Origin of the sequence: Streptomyces sp. NPDC060209, from assembly GCF_042728155.1 — a bacterium.
Lineage (GTDB): Bacteria > Actinomycetota > Actinomycetes > Streptomycetales > Streptomycetaceae > Streptomyces.
Genome location: NZ_JBHWZS010000120.1, coordinates 1 through 23,566, shown reverse-complemented (window position 1 = coordinate 23,566; position 23,566 = coordinate 1). Strand labels below are relative to the sequence as shown.

Annotated in this window: 18 protein-coding genes and 1 tRNA gene; 11 read left to right on the top strand and 8 right to left on the bottom strand. The window is 70.3% G+C overall.

The annotated features are described in order from the left end of the window. The 4 genes from ACFWFI_RS22705 to ACFWFI_RS22690 form a co-directional block, all read right to left on the bottom strand. Window positions 1-1,389, bottom strand: a 1,389-nt coding sequence (locus ACFWFI_RS22705) for an OFA family MFS transporter (protein ID WP_387393188.1), incomplete at its 3' end; no start/stop codon positions are given. A gap of 124 nt (window positions 1,390-1,513) precedes the next feature. Continuing rightward, complete coding sequence (locus ACFWFI_RS22700) at window positions 1,514-3,670, bottom strand: acetate--CoA ligase family protein (RefSeq protein WP_387393185.1); 2,157 nt, start codon at window positions 3,668-3,670, stop codon at window positions 1,514-1,516. A gap of 2 nt (window positions 3,671-3,672) precedes the next feature. Continuing rightward, the gene (frc, locus tag ACFWFI_RS22695) at window positions 3,673-4,911 is read right to left on the bottom strand and encodes a formyl-CoA transferase (RefSeq protein WP_387393182.1); all 1,239 of its coding nucleotides are present in this window, start codon (window positions 4,909-4,911) and stop codon (window positions 3,673-3,675) included. A 13-nt stretch (window positions 4,912-4,924) separates the two neighbouring features. Then, a complete protein-coding gene (locus ACFWFI_RS22690; RefSeq protein ID WP_387393179.1) occupies window positions 4,925-6,616 on the bottom strand; it encodes a thiamine pyrophosphate-binding protein in 1,692 nt (563 codons plus the stop codon). 166 nt (window positions 6,617-6,782) lie between these two features. Here ACFWFI_RS22690 and sucC point away from each other — a divergent pair, with 166 nt between their 5' ends. The 4 genes from sucC to ACFWFI_RS22670 all read left to right on the top strand — a co-directional run bounded on the left by sucC (window position 6,783) and on the right by ACFWFI_RS22670 (window position 11,126). Further along, the gene (sucC, locus tag ACFWFI_RS22685; protein ID WP_387393176.1) at window positions 6,783-7,919 is read left to right on the top strand and encodes an ADP-forming succinate--CoA ligase subunit beta; all 1,137 of its coding nucleotides are present in this window, start codon (window positions 6,783-6,785) and stop codon (window positions 7,917-7,919) included. Window positions 7,920-7,921: 2 nt separating this feature from the next. Next, window positions 7,922-8,803 (top strand): succinate--CoA ligase subunit alpha, encoded by an 882-nt coding sequence (gene sucD / locus ACFWFI_RS22680; RefSeq protein ID WP_387393173.1) that lies wholly within the window; start codon window positions 7,922-7,924, stop codon window positions 8,801-8,803. Between the two features lie 258 nt (window positions 8,804-9,061). Beyond that, window positions 9,062-10,615: an aldehyde dehydrogenase family protein gene (locus ACFWFI_RS22675; protein ID WP_387393171.1), complete on the top strand. Its 1,554-nt coding sequence runs from the start codon at window positions 9,062-9,064 to the stop codon at window positions 10,613-10,615. Window positions 10,616-10,751: 136 nt separating this feature from the next. Then, a complete protein-coding gene (locus ACFWFI_RS22670; protein WP_387393168.1) occupies window positions 10,752-11,126 on the top strand; it encodes a hypothetical protein in 375 nt (124 codons plus the stop codon). A gap of 36 nt (window positions 11,127-11,162) precedes the next feature. Here the strand turns inward: ACFWFI_RS22670 and ACFWFI_RS22665 are convergent, their stop codons facing one another. After that, a complete protein-coding gene (locus ACFWFI_RS22665) occupies window positions 11,163-12,500 on the bottom strand; it encodes a DUF2254 domain-containing protein (RefSeq protein ID WP_387393166.1) in 1,338 nt (445 codons plus the stop codon). Window positions 12,501-12,689: 189 nt separating this feature from the next. On the opposite strand from ACFWFI_RS22665, the gene ACFWFI_RS22660 reads away from it, so the two are divergent. The 6 genes from ACFWFI_RS22660 to rbsD all read left to right on the top strand — a co-directional run bounded on the left by ACFWFI_RS22660 (window position 12,690) and on the right by rbsD (window position 18,838). Next, window positions 12,690-12,777, top strand: a tRNA-Leu gene (locus tag ACFWFI_RS22660). Between the two features lie 201 nt (window positions 12,778-12,978). Beyond that, complete coding sequence (locus tag ACFWFI_RS22655; RefSeq protein ID WP_387393163.1) at window positions 12,979-13,995, top strand: LacI family DNA-binding transcriptional regulator; 1,017 nt, start codon at window positions 12,979-12,981, stop codon at window positions 13,993-13,995. After that, window positions 13,992-15,539, top strand: a complete 1,548-nt coding sequence (locus ACFWFI_RS22650; RefSeq protein ID WP_387393160.1) for a sugar ABC transporter ATP-binding protein — start codon at window positions 13,992-13,994, stop codon at window positions 15,537-15,539. Before ACFWFI_RS22655 ends, ACFWFI_RS22650 begins: the two co-directional genes overlap by 4 nt. Continuing rightward, a complete protein-coding gene (locus tag ACFWFI_RS22645) occupies window positions 15,529-17,493 on the top strand; it encodes an ABC transporter permease/substrate-binding protein (protein ID WP_387393157.1) in 1,965 nt (654 codons plus the stop codon). The genes ACFWFI_RS22650 and ACFWFI_RS22645 overlap by 11 nt, the downstream gene beginning before the upstream one ends. A gap of 20 nt (window positions 17,494-17,513) precedes the next feature. Next, complete coding sequence (locus ACFWFI_RS22640; RefSeq protein ID WP_387393155.1) at window positions 17,514-18,452, top strand: ribokinase; 939 nt, start codon at window positions 17,514-17,516, stop codon at window positions 18,450-18,452. Then, window positions 18,449-18,838, top strand: coding sequence for a D-ribose pyranase (gene rbsD / locus ACFWFI_RS22635; protein ID WP_387393152.1), 390 nt, complete (start codon window positions 18,449-18,451; stop codon window positions 18,836-18,838). The genes ACFWFI_RS22640 and rbsD overlap by 4 nt, the downstream gene beginning before the upstream one ends. A 133-nt stretch (window positions 18,839-18,971) precedes the next feature. Here rbsD and ACFWFI_RS22630 read toward each other — a convergent pair whose 3' ends face one another. Then, complete coding sequence (locus ACFWFI_RS22630; protein WP_387393149.1) at window positions 18,972-19,736, bottom strand: SAM-dependent methyltransferase; 765 nt, start codon at window positions 19,734-19,736, stop codon at window positions 18,972-18,974. A gap of 304 nt (window positions 19,737-20,040) precedes the next feature. On the opposite strand from ACFWFI_RS22630, the gene ACFWFI_RS22625 reads away from it, so the two are divergent. Beyond that, entirely contained in the window at window positions 20,041-20,475 is a 435-nt protein-coding gene (locus tag ACFWFI_RS22625) for a VOC family protein (protein WP_387393146.1), read from the top strand. A gap of 9 nt (window positions 20,476-20,484) precedes the next feature. Here ACFWFI_RS22625 and ACFWFI_RS22620 read toward each other — a convergent pair whose 3' ends face one another. Together ACFWFI_RS22620 and ACFWFI_RS22615 are read right to left on the bottom strand one after the other, a co-directional pair. Continuing rightward, the gene (locus tag ACFWFI_RS22620) at window positions 20,485-21,255 is read right to left on the bottom strand and encodes an N-formylglutamate amidohydrolase (RefSeq protein WP_387393191.1); all 771 of its coding nucleotides are present in this window, start codon (window positions 21,253-21,255) and stop codon (window positions 20,485-20,487) included. Window positions 21,256-21,334: 79 nt separating this feature from the next. After that, a complete protein-coding gene (locus ACFWFI_RS22615; protein WP_387393143.1) occupies window positions 21,335-23,332 on the bottom strand; it encodes an N-6 DNA methylase in 1,998 nt (665 codons plus the stop codon). Window positions 23,333-23,566: the final 234 nt, after the last annotated feature.

The following is a 23,566-nucleotide window of genomic DNA, read 5'->3' as shown; positions in this document are numbered from 1 at the left end:
GTCGGTCTCCCGGATCACCGGAGCAGCTTCGACCTTCACCAGTGGGTTGCCCTTCCGGTCGCGGCCGGGTGCCGCGAGGAACAGGGCGAGGAATCCCGCGAAGAACGAGATGCTGCCCGCCAGGATGAAGGCGCCGTTGAGCCCCCAGGCGTCGACGACCAGGAAGCCCATTCCCGCCCCGAGTCCGGAGACGAGCTTGGAGCTGTAGACCATGCCGTAGTTGGTGGCGTTGTTGTTCTCACCGAAGTAGTCCGCGGTCATCGCGGCGAACATCGGGAAGATGGCGCCACCGCCGAAGCCGGAGATGGCGGAGAAGAGCAGGAACAGCGGCAGGCTCTTCATCTCGGCGGACCAGATGATGCCGAACTGAGCGAGCCCCAGGATGACGCAGACGTAGAGCAGGCACTTCTTGCGGCCGTAGAGGTCGGAGAGCCAGCCGATGACGCCGCGCCCGGTGCCGTTGACGATCGCCTTGAGTGACATGGCGGTGGCCACGATCCCGGCGGCGAAGCCCGCGTCCTGGCCGATGTCGACCTGGAAGGCGATACCGAAGATGTTCACGCCGGAGGTACAGGCGAGGCAGCACCACATCAGCGCCACGCGGCCGGTCCTCCAGGCCTCGCCCGGGGAGTACTGCTTGATGGCCGGCGGGTTCTTCTCCAGCGCACGGCGGGCCCGCGGGTCCTCGGGCGGGTTGAGCGGGTCGATCTCGGCGGGCCACCAGTTCTTCGGCGGGTCCCGGAAGAAGAAGCCTGCGCAGGCCACGAGCGCGGCGAGGAAGACGCCCGCCGTGACCAGGACCCACCTGAAGTTGGTGACGTCCATGAACCCGGTGAAGATGAAGACGAACGGCACCGAACCGTAGGCGAAACCGCCGTTGACGAAGCCCGTCTTGCCGCCCCTGCGCTCCGGGTACCACTTGCCGACCATGTTGACGCAGGTGGCGTACACCATGCCCGCGCCCATGCCGGAGAACACACTGAAGCCGATGTACGCGACGATCACGTGCGGCGCGTACGCCAGTGACAGGTAGCCGAGGAGGGTGCCCGTCGCGCCGAGCATCATCGCCCAGCGGGCCGGCAGCCTGCCGGTCTCCCGCAGCCTGCCCGCGGGCATCGCGACCGCGGCCTGGAAGAACACCCAGACGGTCATCATCCAGTAGATGTGACCGCTGTCCCAGTTGTGCGCGTGGTGCAGCGTGTCCTCCGCCGACGCGAAGGCGTACTCGGCCGAGCTGATGCCCATCATGCCGACCCACGGCAGGATGACCATCCACTTGCGCTTGCGGCCCATGATGTCGATGTCGCTCTCGCCGAGCCGGTAGGTCCGGCCGTTGGCGTCCGTCACCTCCCTGAAGGGGACGGATGTGGAGAGGTCTGTTGTCGTCATTGTCGATCGAACCCCTTGCGTGGAAGAAGTCTGGCCAGCGCCCCCTGCCCGTTCTCACTTCTCGCGGGGGTCCGCGGCGGAGCGGTACGCCGCAGACCCCGTGGTTCGAGCCGTCGCCATCAGGTCATCGGCCACCGCCCAACAACCCGGCGGCCCTGGCCCACCTGTACTTCGCGCCGAGCACGGCGACCGGTCGCTCCGTGGTGTACGGATACGCCACGACGCCCCGCTCGAACAGGTAGGCGCATGCCTCCTCGACCTCTGTGTCACCCGCCAGCGACGCCACCACGGGCTTCTCGATCCCGCGTGCCCGGAACTCCTCCACCACCCGGGCGGTCAGCTCCGCGAAGACCATCGGCGGTGTGACGATCGTGTGCCAGTAGCCCAGCACCAGGGCGTGGATCCGCGGATCCTCCATCCCCAGCCGGATCGTCGCCTCGTACGTCGACGGAGGCTCACCGCCCGTGATGTCGATCGGGTTCCCGGCCGCCCCGAACGGCGGGATGAACGCCTTGAACGCGGTGTCCAGGTCCGGCGGGATCTCCATCAGCGAGAGTCCGTTGTCGACGATCGCGTCCGAAAGGAGAACCCCCGATCCGCCCGCCCCCGTGATGATCACGACGTTGTCGCCCTGGGGGGCCGGCAGCACGGGCAGCGCACGCGCGTACTCCAGCATGTCGTTCAGACCCGGAGCCCGGATCACCCCGGCCTGCCGCAGGATGTCGTCGTAGACGGCGTCGTCCCCGGCCAGCGCGCCCGTGTGGGAGCCCGCCGCCTTGGCACCCGCACTCGTCCGGCCCGCCTTGAGGACCACGACCGGCTTCTTCGGCACGGTCGCCCGCGCCGCCTCCACAAACGCCCGCCCGTCCTTGAGGTCCTCCAGGTGCATCGCGATGCACTTGGTGTTCGGATCCTCGCCGAACCAGGTCAGCAGGTCGTCCTCGTCGATGTCGGACTTGTTGCCGAGCCCGACGATCGCCGAGACGCCCGTCCTCGTCGACCGCGCGAACCCCAGGATCGCCATGCCGATACCGCCGGACTGCGAGGTCAGCGCCACCGGGCCCTTGACGTCGTACGGGGTGCAGAACGTTGCGCAGAGGTCCTGCCACGTCGAGTAGTAGCCGTAGATGTTCGGCCCGAGCAGCCGCACACCGTACTGCTCGCCGATCGCCACGATCTCGTCCTGCAGGGCATGTTCGCCCGTCTCGGCGAAGCCGGACGGAATGAGCACGGCGTTGGGGATCCCCTTGCGGCCCACCTCCTGGAGCGCCGATGCAACGAACTTGGCGGGGATCGCGAAGACCGCCACATCCACCTCACCGGGAACGTCGGTGACACTCTTGTACGCCTTGCGGCCGAGAATGTCATCGGCCTTGGGGTTCACGGGATGGATCTCGCCCGCGAACCCGCCGTCGATGAGGTTGCGCATCACCGAATTGCCGATCTTCCCCTGCTCGTTGGAGGCACCGATGACCGCGATCGACCGCGGCTCCATCAGCCGGCGCATCGATACGAGGATCTCCTCCCGGCTGTACCGGCGCCGCGCCTTCACCTCCTCGGTCGTCAGCAGGATCCGGATGTCGGCGGCGACCGCCCCGTCCGGCGACGCGATGACGGGATTGAGGTCCACCTCCGCGATCTCGGGGAAGTCCGTGACCAGTTGGGAGACCCGCCGGATCTGCTCCGCCAGCGCCCACCGGTCCACGGCCGGCGCGCCACGCACCCCCTTCAGGATCTCCGCGGCGCCGATCGAGTCGAGCATCGACTGCGCCTCGTCCGCGGTCACGGGCGCCAGCCGGAAGGTGATGTCCTTGAGCACCTCGACCAGGACACCGCCCAGGCCGAATGCCACCACCTTCCCGAACGTCGGGTCGGTGACCGCGCCGACGATGACTTCCTGGCCGGGCGGCACGAGCTGCTGCACCTGCACGCCCTCGATACGCGCGTCGGCCGAGTACGCCCGCGCGTTCTTCACGATCTTGCAGAACGCCGCGCGTACCTCCTGTGCGCCCGACACCCCGACCACGACGCCGCCCGCATCCGTCTTGTGCAGGATGTCGGGGGAGACGATCTTGAGTACGACGGACCCGCCGAGCCGGTCGGCGAGCGCGACCGCCTCGTCCACGTCCCGGGCCAGGCCCTCGCCTGGCACCGTGATCCCGTACGCGTCAGCGATGATCTTCCCCTCCGGCGCGGTGAGCGCGCTGCGCCCCTCGCCCCGGACGCGGTCGAGCAGCGCCCTGACGCGTTCCTGCTCCTGTGTCTCGACTGTTCCGGCCATGCTCAGATGACTCCGTTCGTCTTCAGCAGCCGCAGTTCCTCGTCGCCCAGGCCCAGTTCGCCGACGTAGACCTCCGCGTTGTGCTCACCGAGCAGCGGGGAGGTGACGATCTCGACGGGGGAGTCGGACAGCTTCAGCGGGCTGCCGACGGTGGTGAAGGTGCCGCGCTCGGGATGCTCGACACGGACGACCATCTCGTTGGCGGCGAGGGACTCGTCCTCGACGATCTCCTTGGTGGAGAGGATCGGGCCGCACGGGATGTTGTGCGCGTTGAGCTGTTCCAGGACGTCCCACTTGGGGAGCGTCGCCGACCACTCCTCGATCAGCTGGAACATCTTCCCCAGCTTCGGCAGCCGGGACTCCGGCGTCGCCCACTCGGGGTCGTCCGCCAGCTCGGGCCGGCCGATCAGTGCGGACAGGGGTTTCCAGCCGACGGGCTGCACGATGACGTACACGTAGTCGTTGGGCCCGCCCGGCGCGCACTTCACCGCCCACCCCGGCTGGCCGCCGCCACTGGCGTTTCCGCTGCGCGGGACCTCGTCGGCGTCGGCGGTGTCCTGTGCGTTCGGGTACTCGGCGAGCGCGCCGTGCTCCAGTCGCTGCTGGTCGCGCAGCTTGACCCGGCAGAGGTTGAGCACCGCGTGCTGCATCGCGACGTTCACCCGCTGCCCGCGTCCGGTGTTCTCGCGCTGGAACAGGGCGGCGAGGATGCCGGCGACCGCGTGGATCCCCGTGCCCGAGTCGCCGATCTGAGCGCCGGTCGCGAGCGGCGGCCCGTCGGCGAATCCGGTGGTGGACATCGAGCCGCCCATGGCCTGCGCGACCACCTCGTACGCCTTGAAGTTGGTGTACGGGCCCTCGCCGAAGCCCTTGATGGAGGCGTAGACGATCCGGGGGTTGATCTCCTGGATCCGCTCCCAGGTGAATCCCATGCGGTCGACGGCGCCCGGACCGAAGTTCTCCACCATCACGTCGCTGCGGCGGATGAGCTCGGTGAGGATCTCCTTGCCGCGCTCGCTCTTGGTGTTGAGGGTGATGCTCCGCTTGTTGCAGTTGAGCATCGTGAAGTAGAGGGAGTCGACGTCGGGCAGATCGCGCAACTGCTTGCGGGTGATGTCGCCGCTCGGCGCCTCCAGCTTGACCACGTCCGCCCCGAGCCAGCCGAGCAGCTGGGTGGCGGAGGGACCGGACTGTACGTGCGTCATGTCGAGGACGCGCACGCCCTCAAGAGCTTTGGTCATGCCAACGGCTCCTCTACTTGTACATGGTCTGGTTCATCGTTCCGGGGGCGTACGCGTCCGGGTCGACCCAGACGTTGATGAGTGAGGGGAGCCCCGACTCACGTGCCCTGCGCAGCGCCGGCGCGATGTCCGCGGGGTCACGCACCTCTTCGCCGTAACCGCCCAGCATCTGGGCGAACTTGTCGTAGTGGACGTCCCCGAGGGTGTTGCCGATCCGCTCGCGCTCGTCGCCGTACTTGGCCTTCTGGCCGTAACGGATCTGGTTCATCGAGGAGTTGTTTCCGACGATGCCGACGAAGGGGAGGTTGTAGCGGACCAGTGTCTCGAAGTCCCACCCGGTGAGGGAGAACGCGCCGTCGCCGAACAGCGCCACCACCTCCTTGTCGGGCCTGGCCTGCTTGGCGGCCAGCACGAAGGGCACCCCGACCCCGAGCGTGCCGAGCGGGCCCGGGTCCATCCAGTGACCGGGGGTGCGGGGCTGGACGACCTGTCCGGAGAAGGTGACGATGTCGCCGCCGTCCCCTATGTAGATGGAGTCCTCGGTGAGGAAGTCGTTGATCTCGCTCACCAGCCGGTAGGGGTGGATGGGCGAGGCGTCCGACTTCAGTTGGGGCAGCCGCTTCTCGATCGCGGTCTGCTCGGCGGCGCGCAGTTCGTCCAGCCACGCCTTGCGCAGAGCCGATCCGCCGTTGAGCCGGCCGCTCGCGGCCTCCGTGACGGCCTTCAGGACGATCGAGGCGTCACCGACGATCCCGAGGTCGACGTCGCGGTTCTTGCCCACGGTGCGGTAGTCGAGGTCGATCTGGACGACGGTGGCATCGGGCGAGAGCCGCTTGCCGTAGCCCATCCGGAAGTCGAAGGGAGTCCCCACGATCACGATCAGGTCGGCGTTGGAGAACGCGTAGCGCCGCGAGAGCTGGAAGTGGTGCGGATCGCCGGGCGGCAGGGTGCCGCGGCCCGCGCCGTTCATGTACGCGGGAATGTTGAGGGTCCGGACGAGCTCGGTGGCGGAGTCCGTGGCGCGCGTCGTCCAGACCTGGCTGCCCAGCAGGATGGCGGGCTTCTCGGCGTGGACGAGCAGATCGGCGAGCTTCTCGATGTCGGCCGGATCGCCGGCCGCCCGGGTGGACGCGCGGTACAGACCCGCTTCGGGGACCCGCGCCTTGCCCACCGGAACCTTGGCGTCGAGCACATCGCGCGGGATCTCCAGGAAGGACGGCCCCGGCGCCCCGTGGTAGCACTCCCGGAACGCCATCGACACCATGTCCGCCGCCCGCGCGGTGTCCGGCACGGTGGCCGCGAACTTGGTGATGGGCGTCATCATGTCGACGTGCGGCAGGTCCTGGAGCGAACCCATCTTGTGCTGGGTGTGCGCTCCCTGACCACCGATCAGGAGCATCGGTGACTCCGCGCGGAAGGCGTTGGCGACGCCGGTGACGGCATCGGTCGTCCCCGGGCCCGCCGTGACGACGGCGCATCCCGGCTTCCCGGTGATCCGGGCGTAGCCGTCGGCGGCGTGGGCGGCGACCTGCTCGTGCCGGACGTCGACGACTTCGATGCCCTCGTCGACGCAGCCGTCGTAGATGTCGATGATGTGGCCGCCACAGAGGGTGTAGATGCGTTCCACCCCCTCCGCCTTGAGTGCCTTGGCGACCAAGTGCCCACCGGAGATGAGGTTCTGGTTGTCCTGGCTGTCCTCGGGCATGGCGATGTCCTGTCCCTTCGTAGGGGAGTGCGGGAGCCGCTCCGCCGCTCTCGCGGTACATTGCATACAGTCGACGAATACTGTATGAAGCTTGTTATCCCGCATCCGGTGGGTGGTGTCCAGGGGGCGTGCGGCACTTTCACAATCGGCACGATCGGGAGTGGCTATGGATCTGTACGAGCACCAGGCAAGGCAACTCTTCGCGGATCACGGCATCGCCGTACCGGACGCCGAGGTCGTGGACCACCCGTCCGCGGCCCACGCGGCGGCCGAGCGGCTCGGCGGCCGTGTCGTCGTCAAGGCGCAGGTGAAAGTGGGCGGCCGGGGCAAGGCCGGCGGGGTGAAGGTCGCTGCGGACCCCGCGGCCGCCGTCGTCACCGCACGCCAGATCCTCGGCATGGACATCAAGGGCCACCTGGTCCGGACGGTGATGCTCGCTCAGCCCGTCGACATCGAGAAGGAGTTCTACGTCAGCTACGTCCTGGACCGGGCAGCCGGGACCTTCCTCGCCATCGCCTCGGCGGAGGGGGGCATGGACATCGAGGAGGTCGCCGCCACCCGCCCGGAGGCGGTCGCCCGGATCCCGGTCGATCCGTCCGAGGGGGTCACGGCTGCCGTGGCGGCGCGGATCGCCGAGGCGGCCTCCCTCCCGCCGGAGACGGCCTCCGCACTCCAGGCGTTGTGGCAGGTCCTCACCGAGGAGGACGCCCTGCTCGTCGAGGTCAACCCGCTGGTGCGCACCGCGGACGGCCGGATCCTCGCCCTGGACGGCAAGGTCACCCTCGACGACAACGCGGCCTTCCGGCAGTCCCGCTGGGGCGCGGACACCGCGGACCCGCACGGGGACCCGCTGGAGGCGGCGGCCGCCGACAAGGGGCTCAACTACGTCAAGCTCGACGGTGAGGTCGGCATCATCGGCAACGGCGCGGGACTCGTCATGTCCACCCTCGACGTGGTGGCCGGCTGCGGGGCCCGCCCGGCCAACTTCCTCGACATAGGGGGAGGTGCTTCGGCCCGCGTCATGGCCGACGGCCTCACGGTCATCCTCTCCGACCCCTCGGTGAAGTCCGTCTTCGTCAACGTGTTCGGCGGGATCACGGCCTGCGACGCCGTCGCCGACGGCATCGTCCAGGCCCTCGACTCCGTCCACCTGACCAAACCCCTGGTCGTCCGCCTCGACGGCAACAACGCCGCACGCGGCCGGGCGATCCTCGACGGCCGGGCGCATCCGATGGTCCAGCAGGTCACCACGATGGACGGCGCGGCCGACCGAGCAGCCCGACTGGCCCTGGGAGGGCACTGATCATGGCTATCTTCCTCAGCAAGGAGAGCAAGGTCCTCGTCCAGGGCATGACCGGCGCCGAGGGCATGAAGCACACCGTGCGGATGCTCGCGGCGGGCACCCAGATCGTCGGCGGCGTCAACCCGCGCAAGGCGGGCCGCACCGTGGACCTCGACGACCGTACGGTCCCGGTCTTCGGCTCCGTACGCGACGGCATGGACGCCACCGGCGCCGACGTAACCGTCGTATTCGTCCCGCCGGCGTTCGCCAGGGCGGCCGTCGTCGAGGCGGCGGACGCGGGCATCGGCCTGGCCGTGGTCATCACGGAGGGCATCCCCGTCCACGACGCCGTGGCCTTCCACGCCCACGCCCGGGCGCGCGGCACCCGCATCCTCGGACCCAACTGCCCCGGGGTCATCAGCCCGGGCCAGTCCAACGCGGGCATCATCCCCGCCGACATCGCGACGAAGCCCGGCCGCATCGGCCTGGTCTCCAAGTCGGGCACGCTCACCTACCAGCTGATGCACGAGCTCCGCGAGACAGGTTTCTCGACGGCGGTGGGCATCGGCGGTGACCCGGTGATCGGCACGACGCACATCGACTGTCTGACGGCGTTCGAGAACGACCCGGACACCGAACTGATCGTCCTGATCGGCGAGATCGGAGGCGACGCGGAGGAACGCGCGGCGGCCCACATCGTCCGGCACATCACCAAGCCGGTGGTCGGCTACATCGCGGGCTTCACGGCCCCCGAGGGCAAGACGATGGGCCACGCGGGAGCGATCGTCTCGGGCTCCTCGGGCACCGCTTCGGCCAAGAAGGAGGCGCTGGAGGCCGCGGGGGTCGCGGTGGGGGCCACCCCCACGGAAACGGCCCGCCTGGCAGAGGACCGCCTCCGCGGCTGACGTCGATCCAAGCCCGTAGGAGGTCCCCCGGACGCTGTCCGGGGGAGACGGAGAGGGGCCCCGGTTTCGGGAAGGGGCGGGCAGGGGAACAGGTCCGCCGCGGGCGCACAGCCCTCTCCGCCCGCCCCGCGCCACCCGCACCCGAGGGCCGCCCGCCCCCGACCGCACCGCGCGCACCTGAGAACCACCTGCTCCGCCCCCGACCGCACCGCGCGCACCCGTGCCGACCAAGCCCCCGCACCTCAGAGCGGAGACCCCATGACATCTCCAGCGACCACCACCCTCACCATCAAGCCGGGAACGGCCTGGCAGGACGCCTGGCACCGCTGCCTCGCCGCCGCCCCCGAGGCATTCCAGGACGACCGTGTCCGCAACCTCTGGGCCGCCGCCTGGCACCCCGACGGCCGCACCCTCCCCGCCACCAGCCCCGTCGACGGCACCCCCGTCGCCGGCCCGCCCCGGCTCGACGCGCCGGCCGCCCGGGTCGCCGTACGAGCGGCCCTCGACGCCCACCGGGCCTGGCGTCACATCCCGCTCCCCGAGCGCCGCGCCCGAGTGTCCGCCACCCTCGACGCCCTCACCGAGCACCGCGAACTCCTCGCCCTCCTACTGGTCTGGGAGATCGGCAAGCCCTGGCGCCTCGCCCAGGCCGACGTGGACCGCGCCATCGACGGGGTCCGCTGGTACGTCGACCACAGCGACCGTCTGCTGGCCGGCCGCACCCCTCTCGCAGGGCCCGTCTCCAACATCGCCAGCTGGAACTACCCCATGTCCGTGCTGGTCCACGCGATGCTCGTGCAAGCCCTGGCCGGGAACGCCGTGATCGCCAAGACCCCCACCGACGGCGGCGTCTCCTGCCTCACCCTGGCCTGCGCGCTCGCCGTCCGTGAGGGCGTTCCACTCACCCTCCTCAGCGGCAGCGGAAGCGAACTGTCCGAGCCCCTCGTCCGGTCGGCCGAGATCGGCTGCGTCTCCTTCGTCGGAGGCCGGGACACCGGCGCCCGGATCGCCACCGCCGTCGCAGACCTCGGCAAGAGGCACATCCTCGAACAGGAGGGCCTCAACACCTGGGGCGTCTGGAACTACTCGGACTGGCCGTCGCTCACCGCCGTCATCCCGAAGCTCTTCGACTACGGCAAGCAGCGCTGCACCGCCTACCCCCGCTTCGTCGTCCAGCGCACCCTCTTCGCGGACTTCCTGGCGGCCTACCTCCCCGCCGTACGCTCGCTCCGCACCGGGCACCCCCTCGCGGTGGAAAACCCCTCGGACCCCCTCCCCGTCCTGGACTTCGGCCCTCTCATCAACGCCACCAAGGCCAAGGAGCTGCACGACCAGGTCACCGAGGCGATCGACCGCGGGGCCGTCCCCCTCCACCAGGGATCCGAGGCGGACGCCCGCTTCCTCCCCGGCCAGGACACCAGCGCATACCTCCACCCGGTCACGCTCCTGAACCCCCCTCCCTCCTCGCCGCTCCACCACGCGGAACCCTTCGGCCCGGTCGACACGATCGTCCTGGTCGACACCGAGGCCGAGCTCCTCGCCGCCATGAACGCGTCGAACGGCGCCCTGGTCGCGACCCTGTCCACCGACGACCCGGCGACGTACGAGCGGCTGGCCCCGCAGATCCGCGCCTTCAAGACCGGTCACGGCAAGCCGCGTTCCCGTGGGGACCGTGAGGAGCTCTTCGGAGGCTTCGGCGCCTCCTGGCGCGGCGCGTTCGTGGGCGGCGAACTGCTCGTACGGGCCGTGACCGACGGCCCCGGGGAGGAGAGGCTGCCGGGCAACTTCCCCGACTACCACCTCATGCCGTAGGTGCGAGGGAAGGTTGAAGGATGTGTAATGCGCCGTCAACTCGCCGGTGGACGCTCATACGATCTTCGCGATACGTCGCTGGCTCTCGGTTCTGTGCCAAAGAGAAGACGAATTCGCAAGAGTAAGGAAACCCTTCGTGAAGAAGACTAAGGCCTGGACGGCGATCGGCCTGCCTGTCCTGGTCGCCTCGGCCGTATTCAGCGCCGCCCCGTCGGCCGGCGCTGCTTCCGCCGACACCCTTGTCGCGTCCGGTGGGGTGAGTACGCAGGCCGCGCTCACCTGCAAGGCGTACGGGAGGGGCGGGGTGACGAATGCCCGTACCCCGGTCCATAGGGGTGCCTCGGGAAGCTCTACCGTCACCAGCCACATCGCTGCCGGACGGACGGTCCATCTCTACTACCAGTGCATCAATTCCGTGGGGAACGTCTGGTACGAGATCACCGGCGATCTCGACGACAATGCCCCTGGTACCCCTGTCAACGCCAGGTTCATCTACAGCGGATACCTGTAAACCGGAGACGCTCGAGCAGGTCGTCAGGGGAGGCTCTCAAGCGATCCCCTGACGGTCCGGGCGCAGCGCGAACGCCCGCCCGGCCGCCTCGGGCACCGTGCGTTCCACCGCTTCCACCACGAGCGCACGGTGCCTGAGCAGCGGCTTCCTCCGCTCCTCGGCGGCGAGCAGCAACAGATCGTCGAGCGCGGCCAGCAGCCGCCGCGTGACCTGAGGACTCCCGGCCGCGCACCACCGGATCTCCTCGAACGCCAGATCCACGAGATCCGTCCACCCCGGCACCGTCTGGACGAGCCGTACCTCGCCCAGACGGTCCCGGTGGTGCAGCGTGGAGAGTGGCAGCGCGACGGCGACGGAGAGGAACTGCACCATCCGGTCCAGGCACTGCACCGCGGTGGTCGGATCGTTCACGGACGGCGAGAGGGCACGCAGCGCGATGTCCGACAACTGGCGCAGGCCGAACGCCGGATCCTGGTGCAGGGCGCGCTCGACTCCGACCGACAGGGTGTGTCTCAGGGAGCGCGGAGGCGGGGCGGCCCCGCCGCGCACGGTGAGTACCGGTGTGCCCGGCACCACGAAGTCCCCGACCCGGGGCACCAGTCGCAGCACGACCCCGTGCCGTCGGGCCGCCCGCACCAGCCGTGCCACCGCCACATCCCGCAGCACCCCCGCCCGCCCCTGGTGCACGAAGTGCACCGCCCCGGGCTCCGGCGGCGGTTCCTCCGCCGCCCCTCCCGGCTGCCTCGCCAACGCGCGGAGGGACTCACGGGTGATGTGGTCGAGGACGGGCCCGACCTGCATGAGCCGCAGGGTGGACGAGACGTAGGCGACGAACAGCAGCAGACTCAGGCCGACCAGGCCGAGGGTCAGCAGGCTCTGCAGCAGGGGCACCGACGTCACCCGCCGGGGGTCCGGCTCCGCTCCGCCCTCGTATGAGGTCAGGACGAGCAGTGAGAACGCGAAGGTCGCCAGGAACACCGTCAGCGTGAGCTTGCTGATCCTGCTCCGTACGAAGATCCGGACGACGCGCGGGGTGAGCTGCCCGCTCGCCATCTGCACGGCCACCAGCGAGATGCTGAAGACGACACCGATGAAGGTCATCATCGCCGCGCTGACCGTGGTGACGATCGTCCGGGCGTCCACGGCGAAGGCGAGGAGATCACCGAGTTCCTCGTACGCACCCTCCTTCTTCAGATGCGCGACGATCCTGGTGTCCAGATCCGAGAGGACCCACCACAGGACGAAGGCGCACGCGAGCCCCACGATCGGCGCGACCCAGAACGTGTCGCGCAGCCGCTCGCGCAGCGAGGTCAGCGCTCGGGGCGGCCGGTGAACGCGCTCGCTCCCGCCGCTCGGGCCGCTCTTCCCACTCATGCCCGCGAAGGTAGCCCGCCACGACTCCGCGTACACGGCACGCCACGGTGAGTACGCGACTCGACGTCAGGTCAGCCCGGGAGCGTCCGCACCGCACTGACCACCGAAAACGCAGGTGAGAGGCACCCCAAACCCCTGGTATTGTTTTCTTTGTCGCCACGGGGAACACCCCGGGACGACAGACACCTTGTCCGGGTGGCGGAATGGCAGACGCGCTAGCTTGAGGTGCTAGTGCCCTTTATCGGGCGTGGGGGTTCAAGTCCCCCCTCGGACACCAGCAGGGACCCCAGTTGATCTGGGGTCCTTTTGCGTGTTCGGGGCGCGTGTCCCCGGCTCTCCCCATCACGATCCGGTCTCGTCCGGTTCCCAGGTACTTGTTTTCAGCCATGTAATCGATTCCAATCATCCATGTAATCGATTCCACGGCCCGTTCCGCTGGTTTCGAGGCTCACGGAAACCACAAGGAGGTGGTCCGGAAATGGCGAGCATCAAGGATGTCGCGGCCCAGGCAGGAGTCTCTGTCGCCACGGTCTCCCGTGTCCTCAACAGCCATCCCTCCGTCAGCCCGGACGCACGCAGACGCGTCCACGCCGCCGTCGACGCACTCGGCTACCGGCCCAACGCGGTGGCCCGCTCGCTGCGCACCGACCAGACACGCACGCTCGGCCTCGTCATCAGTGACGTACTCAATCCGTACTTCACCGCGCTGGCCCGCTCCGTCGAGGAGGAGGCCCGCGTGCTCGGCTACAGCGTGATCATCGGCAACGCCGACGAGCGGCTCGAACAGCAGGACCACCACGTCCGCACGCTCCTGGACCGCAGGATCGACGGACTCCTGGTCTCGCCCGCCGACGGCGAGTCCCCGCTGCTGCTGGACGTCGCACGCACCGGAACCCCGATGGTCTTCGTCGACCGGTGGATCCCCGGAGTGGACATCCCCGTCGTGCGCGCGGACGGCCACCGGGCCATCCAGGACCTGGTCGCCCATCTCCACGCGCTCGGCCACCGCAGGCTCGCCATCATCGCGGGCCCGGCGGCCACCACCACCGGTAACGAACGCGTCGAGGCCTTCCGGGAAGCGATGCGGGCCCACGGACTCGCACTGCCCGACGCCTACATCGGCCAGGGAGACTTCCAGGCCGACAGCGGCCGGCGCGTCACCGAGCACTTCCTGTCACTCCCCGAACCGCCCGAGATCGTGTTCGCCGCCGACAACCTCATGGCGCTCGGCGCCCTGGACGCCATCCGCGCACGCGGCCTGCGCGTCCCCGAGGACATCGGGATCGCGGCCTTCGACGACATCCCGTGGTTCGTCCACACCGGTCCGCCGATCACCGCGATCGCCCAGCCGACGGGCGACCTGGGCCGTGCCGCCGTGCGAGCCCTGGTCGACATCGTCGAGGGCCGGCCCCCGCAGTCCGTCACCCTGCCCGCCAGCCTCGTCGTACGCAGCTCCTGCGGCGAGCGCACCTCCACCTCCGGGAGCAACGAGTGAGCGAATCAGTCGAGTTGCTGCGCATCGAAGGCGTACGCAAGACCTTCCCCGGTGTCGTCGCCCTGGACAGTGTCGACTTCGATCTGCGCAGCGGCGAAGTACACGTCCTGCTCGGTGAGAACGGCGCGGGCAAGAGCACCCTCATCAAGATGCTCTCCGGCGCCTACCGCCCGGACGGCGGCCGGATCTTCGCCGGCGGCCAGGAGGTGCGCATCCACGGCGCACAGGACGCCGAGAAGCTCGGGATCGCCACGATCTACCAGGAGTTCAACCTGGTGCCCGATCTGACGGTCGCCGAGAACATCTTCCTGGGCCGCCAGCCGCGCCGCTTCGGCCTGATCGACCGGCGGCGTATGGAAGCCGACGCCGAGGTGCTGCTGCGCCGTGTGGGCCTGCACATCTCGCCGAGGGCCAGAGTCCGTGAACTGGGCATCGCCCGGCTGCAGATGGTCGAGATCGCGAAGGCGCTCAGTCTGGACGCCCGTGTCCTGATCATGGACGAGCCGACCGCCGTCCTCACCTCCGAAGAGGTCGACAAGCTCTTCGGGATCGTGCGGCAGCTGCGCGCGGACGGCGTCGGCGTCGTCTTCATCACCCACCACCTCGACGAGATCGCCGCCCTCGGGGACCGCGTCACCGTCCTTCGCGACGGCCGCAGCATCGACCAGGTGCCCGCCTCGACCCCCGAGGCAGAACTCGTCCAGCTCATGGTGGGACGCAGCATCGACCAGCAGTACCCGCGCGAACGCCCCGAAACGGGGCCGCCGTTGCTCTCCGTCCGCGGACTCACCCGCAACGGGGTCTTCCACGACATCAGCTTCGAGGTGAAGGCCGGTGAGGTCGTCGGCCTCGCCGGACTCGTCGGAGCGGGCCGGACCGAGGTCGCCCGCGCCGTCTTCGGCGCCGACCCCTACGACACCGGGACCGTCGACGTACGGGGCGAGCGCCTCGGCAAGCACGACGTGACCGCCGCCATGGGCGCCGGGATCGGGCTCGTCCCCGAGGACCGCAAGGGCCAGGGCCTCGTGCTGGACGCCTCCGTGCAGGAGAACCTCGGCCTCGTCACCCTCCGCTCGGCGACCCGCTCCGGGATCGTCGACGTCAAGGGACAGCGCACCGCCGCCGCCCGCATCGCCGAGCAGCTCGGTGTACGGATGGCCGGCCTCGGCCAGCACGTCCGCACCCTGTCCGGTGGCAACCAGCAGAAGGTCGTCATCGGGAAGTGGCTCCTGGCCGACACCCGTGTGCTGATCCTCGACGAGCCGACGCGCGGGATCGACGTCGGAGCCAAGGTCGAGATCTACCAGCTCATCAACGAGCTGACGGCCTCCGGCCACGCCGTCCTGATGATCTCCAGCGACCTGCCCGAGGTCCTCGGCATGAGCGACCGGGTGCTGGTCATGGCCCAGGGCCGCATCGCCGGAGAACTCCCCGCGCACGAAGCCACCCAGGACGCCGTGATGGCACTCGCCGTCAGCGCCGCCCCGGTAACAGCACCCACCGAGCACACAGAGAACGCAGAGGAGAGCCCCCGTGGCCACTGACACGCATCCGAGCAAGGCGGGCGCGGCCGGCGCCGGACACACCCTCCGCCGCCTCCTGCTCGACAACGGCGCCCTCAGCGCGCTGGTCGTCCTCCTGGTGGCGATGTCGCTGCTCTCCGGCGACTTCCTCACCACCCAGAACCTCCTGAACGTCGGCGTCCAGGCCGCGGTGACCGCGATCCTCGCGTTCGGTGTCACCTTCGTCATCGTCTCGGCGGGCATCGACCTCTCCGTCGGCTCGGTCGCCGCGCTATCGGCCACCGTCCTCGCCTGGTCGGCGACGTCCGCGGGCGTGCCCGTCTGGCTGGCGGTCATCATCGCCGTCGCCACCGGCATCGCCTGCGGCTTCGTCAGTGGCGCCCTCGTCGCGTACGGAAAGCTGCCCTCCTTCATCGCGACGCTGGCCATGCTCTCGGTCGCCCGGGGCCTGTCCCTGGTCATCTCCCAGGGCAGGCCGATCCCCTTCCCCGACTCCGTCTCCGTACTCGGTGACACGCTCGGCGGCTGGCTGCCCGTCCCGGTCCTCGTGATGATCGCCATGGGCCTGATAGCCGCACTCATCCTGGCCCGCACCTACATCGGCCGCTCCATGTACGCCATCGGCGGCAACGAGGAAGCGGCCCGGCTCTCCGGACTGCGCGTCAAGAAGCAGAAGCTGGCCATCTACGCCCTGTCCGGCCTCTTCGCCGCCGTCGCGGGCATCGTCCTCGCGTCCCGTCTGGTCTCCGCGCAGCCGCAGGCGGCGCAGGGATACGAACTCGACGCGATCGCCGCGGTCGTCATCGGCGGCGCCAGCCTCGCGGGCGGCGTCGGCAAGGCGTCAGGCACCCTGATCGGCGCACTCATCCTCGCGGTGCTGCGCAACGGCCTCAACCTCCTGTCCGTGTCCGCCTTCTGGCAGCAGGTCGTCATCGGCGTCGTCATCGCCCTCGCGGTGCTCCTCGACACGCTGCGCCGCAAGGCCGGATCCGGGGCCGCTTCCGCCGGCGGCTCGTCCGCCGCGCCCGGATCACCCGGGAAGGGGCGAAAGGGAGCGATGCAGCTCGGCGTCGCGGTGGTCTGCCTGGCCGCCGTCATCGCCGCCGTGACCTTCTTCAAGTCCGGTTCCTCCGGCGGCACCACCAAGGTGGGCATGTCGCTCTCCACCCTGAACAACCCCTTCTTCGTCCAGATGAAGGAGGGCGCGCAGGAGGAGGCCGAGGCGGCCGGGGTCGACCTCACCGTCACCGACGCCCAGAACGACGCCTCGCAGCAGGCCAACCAGCTGGAGAACTTCACCAGTTCCGGAGTGGACTCCGTCATCGTCAACCCGGTGGACTCCGACGCGGTCGGTCCCGGTGTCCGAGGTGCCAACAAGGCCGGCATCCCGGTGGTCGCCGCCGACCGCGGGGTCAACAAGGCCGAGACCGCGACGCTCGTCGCCTCCGACAACGTGGCAGGCGGCAAGCTCGCCGCCAAGTCGCTCGCCGACCGGCTCGGCGGCAAGGGCAGCATCATCGTCCTCCAGGGCACCGCCGGCACCTCCGCCAGCCGTGAACGCGGCGCGGGCTTCGCCGAAGGCATCAAGGCGTACCCGGGCATCAAGATCGTGGCGACCCAGCCGGCCGACTTCGACCGCACCAAGGGCCTGGACGTCATGACCAACCTGCTCCAGTCCCACCCCGGGATCACCGGCGTCTTCGCCGAGAACGACGAGATGGCGCTCGGCGCGGTCAAGGCACTGGGCAGCAAGGCCGGGAAGACCGTCTCGGTCGTCGGCTTCGACGGAACCCCCGACGGCCTGACGGCGGTCGAGGCGGGCACGCTGTACGCGTCCGTGGCCCAGCAGCCCAAGGAACTGGGGAAGATCGCAGTACAGAACGCGGTCCGGGCGGCCGACGGCAAGAAGGTCGACAGCATGGTGAAGGTGCCGGTCAAGGTCGTCACCCGGCAGAACGTCGCCGACTTCTCCTGATCACGGAAGGCACTACCCAGATGTACGGGAACGATGACTCCGCCCCCTCCGCCCCCTCCCGGTACGACCTCCTGGTCGTCGGCTCGGCCAACGCCGACCTGGTCGTGGGCGTCGAACGCCGCCCCGGACCGGGCGAGACGGTGCTCGGCTCCGACCTCGTCGTCCATCCCGGCGGCAAGGGCGCCAACCAGGCGGTCGCCGCCGCCCGCCTCGGTGCCCGTACGGCGCTGCTGGCACGGGTCGGCGACGACGCCCACGGGCGGCTGCTGCGGGCCTCGCAGCAGGAGGCGGGCGTCGACACCGGCGGAGTCCTCGTCGGCGGGGCGCCGACGGGAGTCGCCCTCATCACCGTCGACCCCTCGGGAGACAACAGCATCGTCGTGTCCCCGGGAGCCAACGCCCGGCTGACCCCCGAGGACATCAGGGCCGCGGGTCCTCTGTTCGCATCGGCCCGCGTCGTCTCCGCACAACTGGAGATCCCGCTGGACACCGTCGCGGAGACGGCCCGCGCCCTCGGCCCGGGCGCGCGGCTGGTCCTCAATCCCTCCCCGCCCGCGCCGCTCCCCGACGAGGTGCTGGCCGCCTGCGACCCGCTGGTGGTCAATGAGCACGAGGCGCGCTTCATCCTCGGGGAGAGCGCGGGCACCACCCCGGAGTCCTGGGCGCGGGGGCTCACCGCCCTCGGACCGCGTTCGGTTGTGATCACTCTGGGCGCGGAAGGCGCCCTGGTCTCCGACACCCGCGCCGGCGACCCCGTACGGGTGCCGAGCCCCCGTGTTGAGGCCGTGGACACCACGGGCGCAGGTGACGCGTTCACCGCCGCCCTCGCCTGGCGGCTCGGCCTGGGCGAGGAACTCACCGACGCCGCCGCGTACGCCGTACGGGTCGGCGCGGCAGCCGTCACCAAGGAGGGCGCGCAGGCGTCCTTCCCCACCGTGGAAGAGGTCTCGGCACTGTGAAGAAGTCAGGCATCCTGAACCGCCACCTCGCGGGCGCCCTGGCCGGACTCGGCCACGGCGACGGCGTCCTCATCTGCGACGTGGGCATGCCCATACCGCCGGGACCCCGCGTGGTCGACCTGGCCTTCCGGGCCGGCGTCCCGTCGTTCGCCGAGGTCCTCGACGGGCTGCTGGACGAGCTGGTCGTGGAGGGCGCGACGGCGGCCGAGGAGATGGCGGAGGCCAACCCGGAAGCCGCCCGTCTGCTGGCCGCCCGCCTCCCCGACCTGGCTTTCGTGCCGCACGAACAGCTGAAGGCGCTCACGGCATCCGCCCGCCTGGTGGTACGGACGGGGGAAGCCCGGCCGTACGCGAACGTGCTGCTGAGGTGCGGGGTCTTCTTCTGACGCCGCGCCTCACTCCGGCACGGCCGGCCGGCCGTGCCGGAGGTCGAGGTGAACGGAGGTCAGCCTGGCTCCCCTCTTCCCAACGAGTGACGCCGGCAGTCGAGTAGCGACGCGCCGGACACCACGGCCTGCCTCAGTTCTTGCGGGCCGTCACCAGGGCGAAGGACAGGAACTCCCCGCCGTCCTCCTTGAGCATGTCGATCACGGGCTGATTCGCCTTCCGGCCGTCCGGCCGGTGCTCGGCACACGCCTCGGACCAGAGCAGCCAGTCCCGCCAGGCGTCCTGCTGCAGACGCGCGGACGTGACACGCACCAGCTCGGTGACGTCCCACTGGAAGCGCCACCACTCGGCGGTGTGCCACGCGACGGCCTCCCAGCCGACCACCTGCTTGATGTGGGGCGGGATCGCTCCGAGGTCGCGTACCTCGCGTGTCATGGCGGGCGTGGCGATGCCCAGTTGTCCGCCCGGGCGCAGGAACCGTGCCAGGTAGGGCAGGTAGCTGTCCGAAGTCCCGAAGTACTCGAACGCGTCGATGCTCACGATCGCATCGAAGCTCTCCTCCTCGAACGGCAGGACGTGCGCCTCGGCCCGCACGGCCTCCACCCGGTCACCGACCCCCGCCTCGGCGAAGACGGCGGCGGCGTCCTCGGGGGCGATCCACCAGTCGGCCGCGACGACGTGCGCTCCGTATTCGCGCGCCAGGAACACCGACGTCGCTCCCTTGCCGGACCCCAGGTCGAGGATCCGCATCCCAGGGCGCAGATCGAGATCCCGCGCCAGGTCCTCCAGGAGCCACAGCGGATTCGGGCCCATGTCGAGGCCGAGAAGCCACGCCGGGTCGTAGCGGGAGGAGCGGGGATAGCGTTCCGGGCGGACGAGTGCACTCAAGGCGGTCACGGAAACGAACCCAAGCCGAACCACCGTGCTGCCACAAGTGGTTTTCCGCGTCGGGGCACCGGCCCGGTACGCCTCGCATGCGCCCCTTGTGCGCCCCTCGGGGCCGGTGCGGCCGGATGGCGAAGCCGTTAGGATCTGCCTCATGACTGCCGGGTCGGCCACGGGCCACGTACGCGAGAGGTGCCCGGCCCCTGCGTGAGCGCGTGGCGGGCCCGAGCCCCGCCGCCCTGTCGTGTTTCCCCGCCCGGCGCCCGTTCGAGGCGCCCTCTTCCAGCGGAATCCACGACACGGAGACGTATCAGACATGTCCCACACGCAGCAGCAGGACGCACACACGGCCCAGCAGGGCGTCGACGTGGTCCAGTTGAACCATCACGCCGTATACGCCACCGACCGCAGCCTGTCCGCGGAGTTCATCGCCGCGGTCCTGGGCCTGGAGGTCGGCGCACCGTTCGGGCCGTTCCTGCCCGTCGATCTGGGGAACGGTGTGACGCTCGACTACTACCAACTGCGGGACGAGCCGGTGCAGTCGCAGCACTACGCCTTCCTCGTCCCCGACGCGCAGTTCGACACCATGATCGCCCGGCTCCGGGCGCTCGACGTCACCTACTACGCCGACCCCAATCACACCGAACCCGGCCGGATCAACCGCCTCTTCGGGGGCCAGGGGGCCTACTTCAAGGACCCGGACGGCCACAACATGGAGATCATGACCCGGCCCTACACCCGCCCCAGGTAGCCGCCCCCGTCATGCGTCCATGAGTCCGTCCACCAGCCCGGCCAGCGCCGAGGCCAGCGCGTCGAGCCCCGGGCCGGCCGGGCCGCCAGGCTCGGCCATGTACAGGTCGCGCCGGATCTCGATCATCAGCGCGCCGACCCGCCGGTCCGTCCCGTAGTGCTTCAGCGGCACGTACGTACCGGGGAAGGGGCTGTTCAGTCCTGTGCCGCCGAATCCGGAGAACGCCGCCTCCGCCAGGGCCAGGAGCCCCGGCGGAGTGTGGAAGCCGTCGGTCCCCAGACAGACCGGAGGGCGCGGGCCGGTGCCGTGCAGTTCGTAAGGGAGCGCGGTGGACGGATAGGAGTGGACGTCGATGACGACGGCGCGTCCTGTGGCGGCGAGCCGTTCGTCGACGGCTGCGGTCATCGCGTGCGCGTACGGGTGGAAATAGCGGTCGAGCAGCGGCTCCGGATCCGCCCCGGGCGGGCGGAGCCGCTCCCGGTGTGTGGTGCGGGTGTAGACCGCACCCATGCCGGAGGCCAGCATCTCCTCCCGGTCGTCAGGGAACCGTTCGGGGTCGACGACCAGTCGAGACAGCCCGTTGACGAAGCGCCAGGGGGGCACGGCGCAGAACTCGATGGCCCTGGAGGCCAGGTCGGCCGTGTGGGAGTCCGTTATGTGGTCGAGCTCGGCTTCGAGCGCCCCGTCGTCGAGCACGATGCCACCGCGCACCCGCTGCGGGATGACCCGGGAGGAGTGCGGGACGTGCAGCAGCACCGGCGACCCGGAGGCGCCGGGCATCAGCTGGAAGGGGGAGGGCTCTGGGTTCAACGTTCGGTCCTCGTTCGTACGGAGGGGGAGTGAAGGGCGCCGGCGTCGCTCAGCCGCTCGCCCCGGGGCCGCCGGAGGCGAGCCTGTCGTTCAGGTCGCGGGACAGGGAGGCGCCGAGGGACCGGGTCCGCGACAGCAGGCCTCGGAACGACGTGATCCGGCGGAAGGACTCGCTGTACGGCATCTGGTCCTCCAACGGGAGCTGGAGGACCGCCAGGCGCCTCACATCCACGCGGGAGGAACTCGACGCGTGAGTTCCCGCGTGACGGCCGTTCGCCGTCGCCCTGAGGCAGCCGGCGAGGAAGTGGGCATCGAGTTTGCCGGGTTCCACCCGCAGGGCGAAGAGCTGCGTTCCCAGAGCGAGCGGTGGCCCCTCGTGCACCCATGCGTCGAACGCTCGGACCACACCCGCCACGACGACGTCGCCCTCCTCGGCGATCGCCTGGTGCTCCGGGCCGGACAGCCAGGCACCGGGTGAACCGTCCAGCAGGAGGTCCGTCACGGTCAGGTAGGGGATCGAGTGCTCCCGGGGGTCGCGGAGGATCTCGGCGGACTCCGCGGGCTGTGCGCCGGCCCTCAGAGTGAGGGCGCCGGCTCTGGCCAGGTCGCCGACCGTCGCGGTCGGGTGACGGCCCGGGGCAGGGCGCGCGGCGTCCACGCCGGCGAGTGCGGTGCCCAGCTCCCGCAGGGACGCCAAGGCCGCGTCCAGCTCGCCCCAGCGTGCGGCGGTCTCCTGTCCGAGCAGCTCGGGACGCGCGGCGACGTACCGGCCGGGCGTCACATCGACCTCGTCGTCCAGGAGATCCAGCAGCGGAACACGGAGCGCTCCGTGCGGCAGCCGCGCGGCAGGACGGTCCAGACTCTCCAGCGAGGAGAGGACCAGGTCCTCGACCACATCCCAGTCCGGCCCCCGGCCGCCGGTCCGCGAGTGCGACGAGCCGTCGATCAGCATGGCGTCGTCGGCTCCGTGGCCGGCGTTCCCGTCAGGCGCGCGCAGGACCCACAGCTGGAGCGAGACGCTGTGAGGCTGTGCGCAGCCCGGTGGCAGGGCGACCACGGCACGCAGGAGGCCGTGACGGAGGAGGGAACCGCGTATCCGGCGGCCGGCACGGCGCGAGGCGACGGCCGGCGGAAGAACCACCACGGCGGTGCCGCCGGGGCGCAGATGGGCCAGAAGGTGCTGCACCCAGGCGAGTTCGGGTTCGGTGCGGGGCGGGAGCCCATACGCCCACCGGGGGTCGGTGGCCAGCTCCTCGTAACCCCAGTCGCGTTCGTTGAAGGGCGGATTGCACAGCGCGATGTCGGCCTTCAGGTCCGGGTAGGGGTCCTCACGGAGTGAGTCACCGGCAGCGATCCCGGCTCGCACGTCCCGGTCGTCTCCGGCGAACTCCAGGCGCGCGCCCGCCAGCGCCGCCAGCGCTCCGTCTGTTTCGCAGCCGTACAGCTCGACCCGTTCACCGTCGCGCCCGGCCGCCGCCGCGGCGGAGAGCAGGTGCGCCGAGCCGCAAGCGGGATCGAACGCCGTGAGAGCGGTCTGTCCGCGCCCGGTGCGCGCACGCAGCGCGATGCGCGCCATCAGCGAGGCGAGCCGGGGCGGGGTCGCGCTGATCTGGCGCACATGGGCGTCCAGCCAGCGTTGCAGCAGGAAGTCGAAGGTCTCGGCGGGCCCTTCGTGTCTCCCGAGTTCCACCGCTTCGGCCACGAGAGCCAGCGCCCGCCCGGAGAGTGGAGGCGCGGTGGCGCGGTGCCGAGAGCCGCGCATGCGGTGTGCGGCGTCGGCGATGGCGAGGCCCGCCTCGTCCCGGCTGCCCAGTGCCTCGAACCGGGGCCACAGCAGTTCTAGGCCGCCGGCCGCCTTCAGTCTGCTGTTGTCCCTCAGCCATCGCTCCACCTCGTCCAGAGCGAACTGGGGTTTGACGTCCGTCCCGCCGATCCGGGCGGGGAAGGAGTCATGGCGCCGACGCCAGTTGCTCACCGCTGCCCGGCCGACCCCGGCGATCCGCGCGATTTCGGCCAGGCTGACCGGCACGGTGTCGGGGGAAGCCATCGGGATCTCCAAAGGGCTGGACGGCATGACGAGGAGGCCGCTCGAACGGGCAGGCTACTTCGTCATTGACTTCGTTCACAGCACCATGTGGCCGGCCGGCGGCCGCGTGAGGCGTCGCGGAGGAGGCCGATGCGCGCGGGCCGGCCGGAACCGGCGCAGCGGCCCGCGCGGGCGGGGTCAGCTCGCCCAGACCTCGGCGTCGTCGGCCGGGACGGTGGAGGCGAGCTTCAGCTC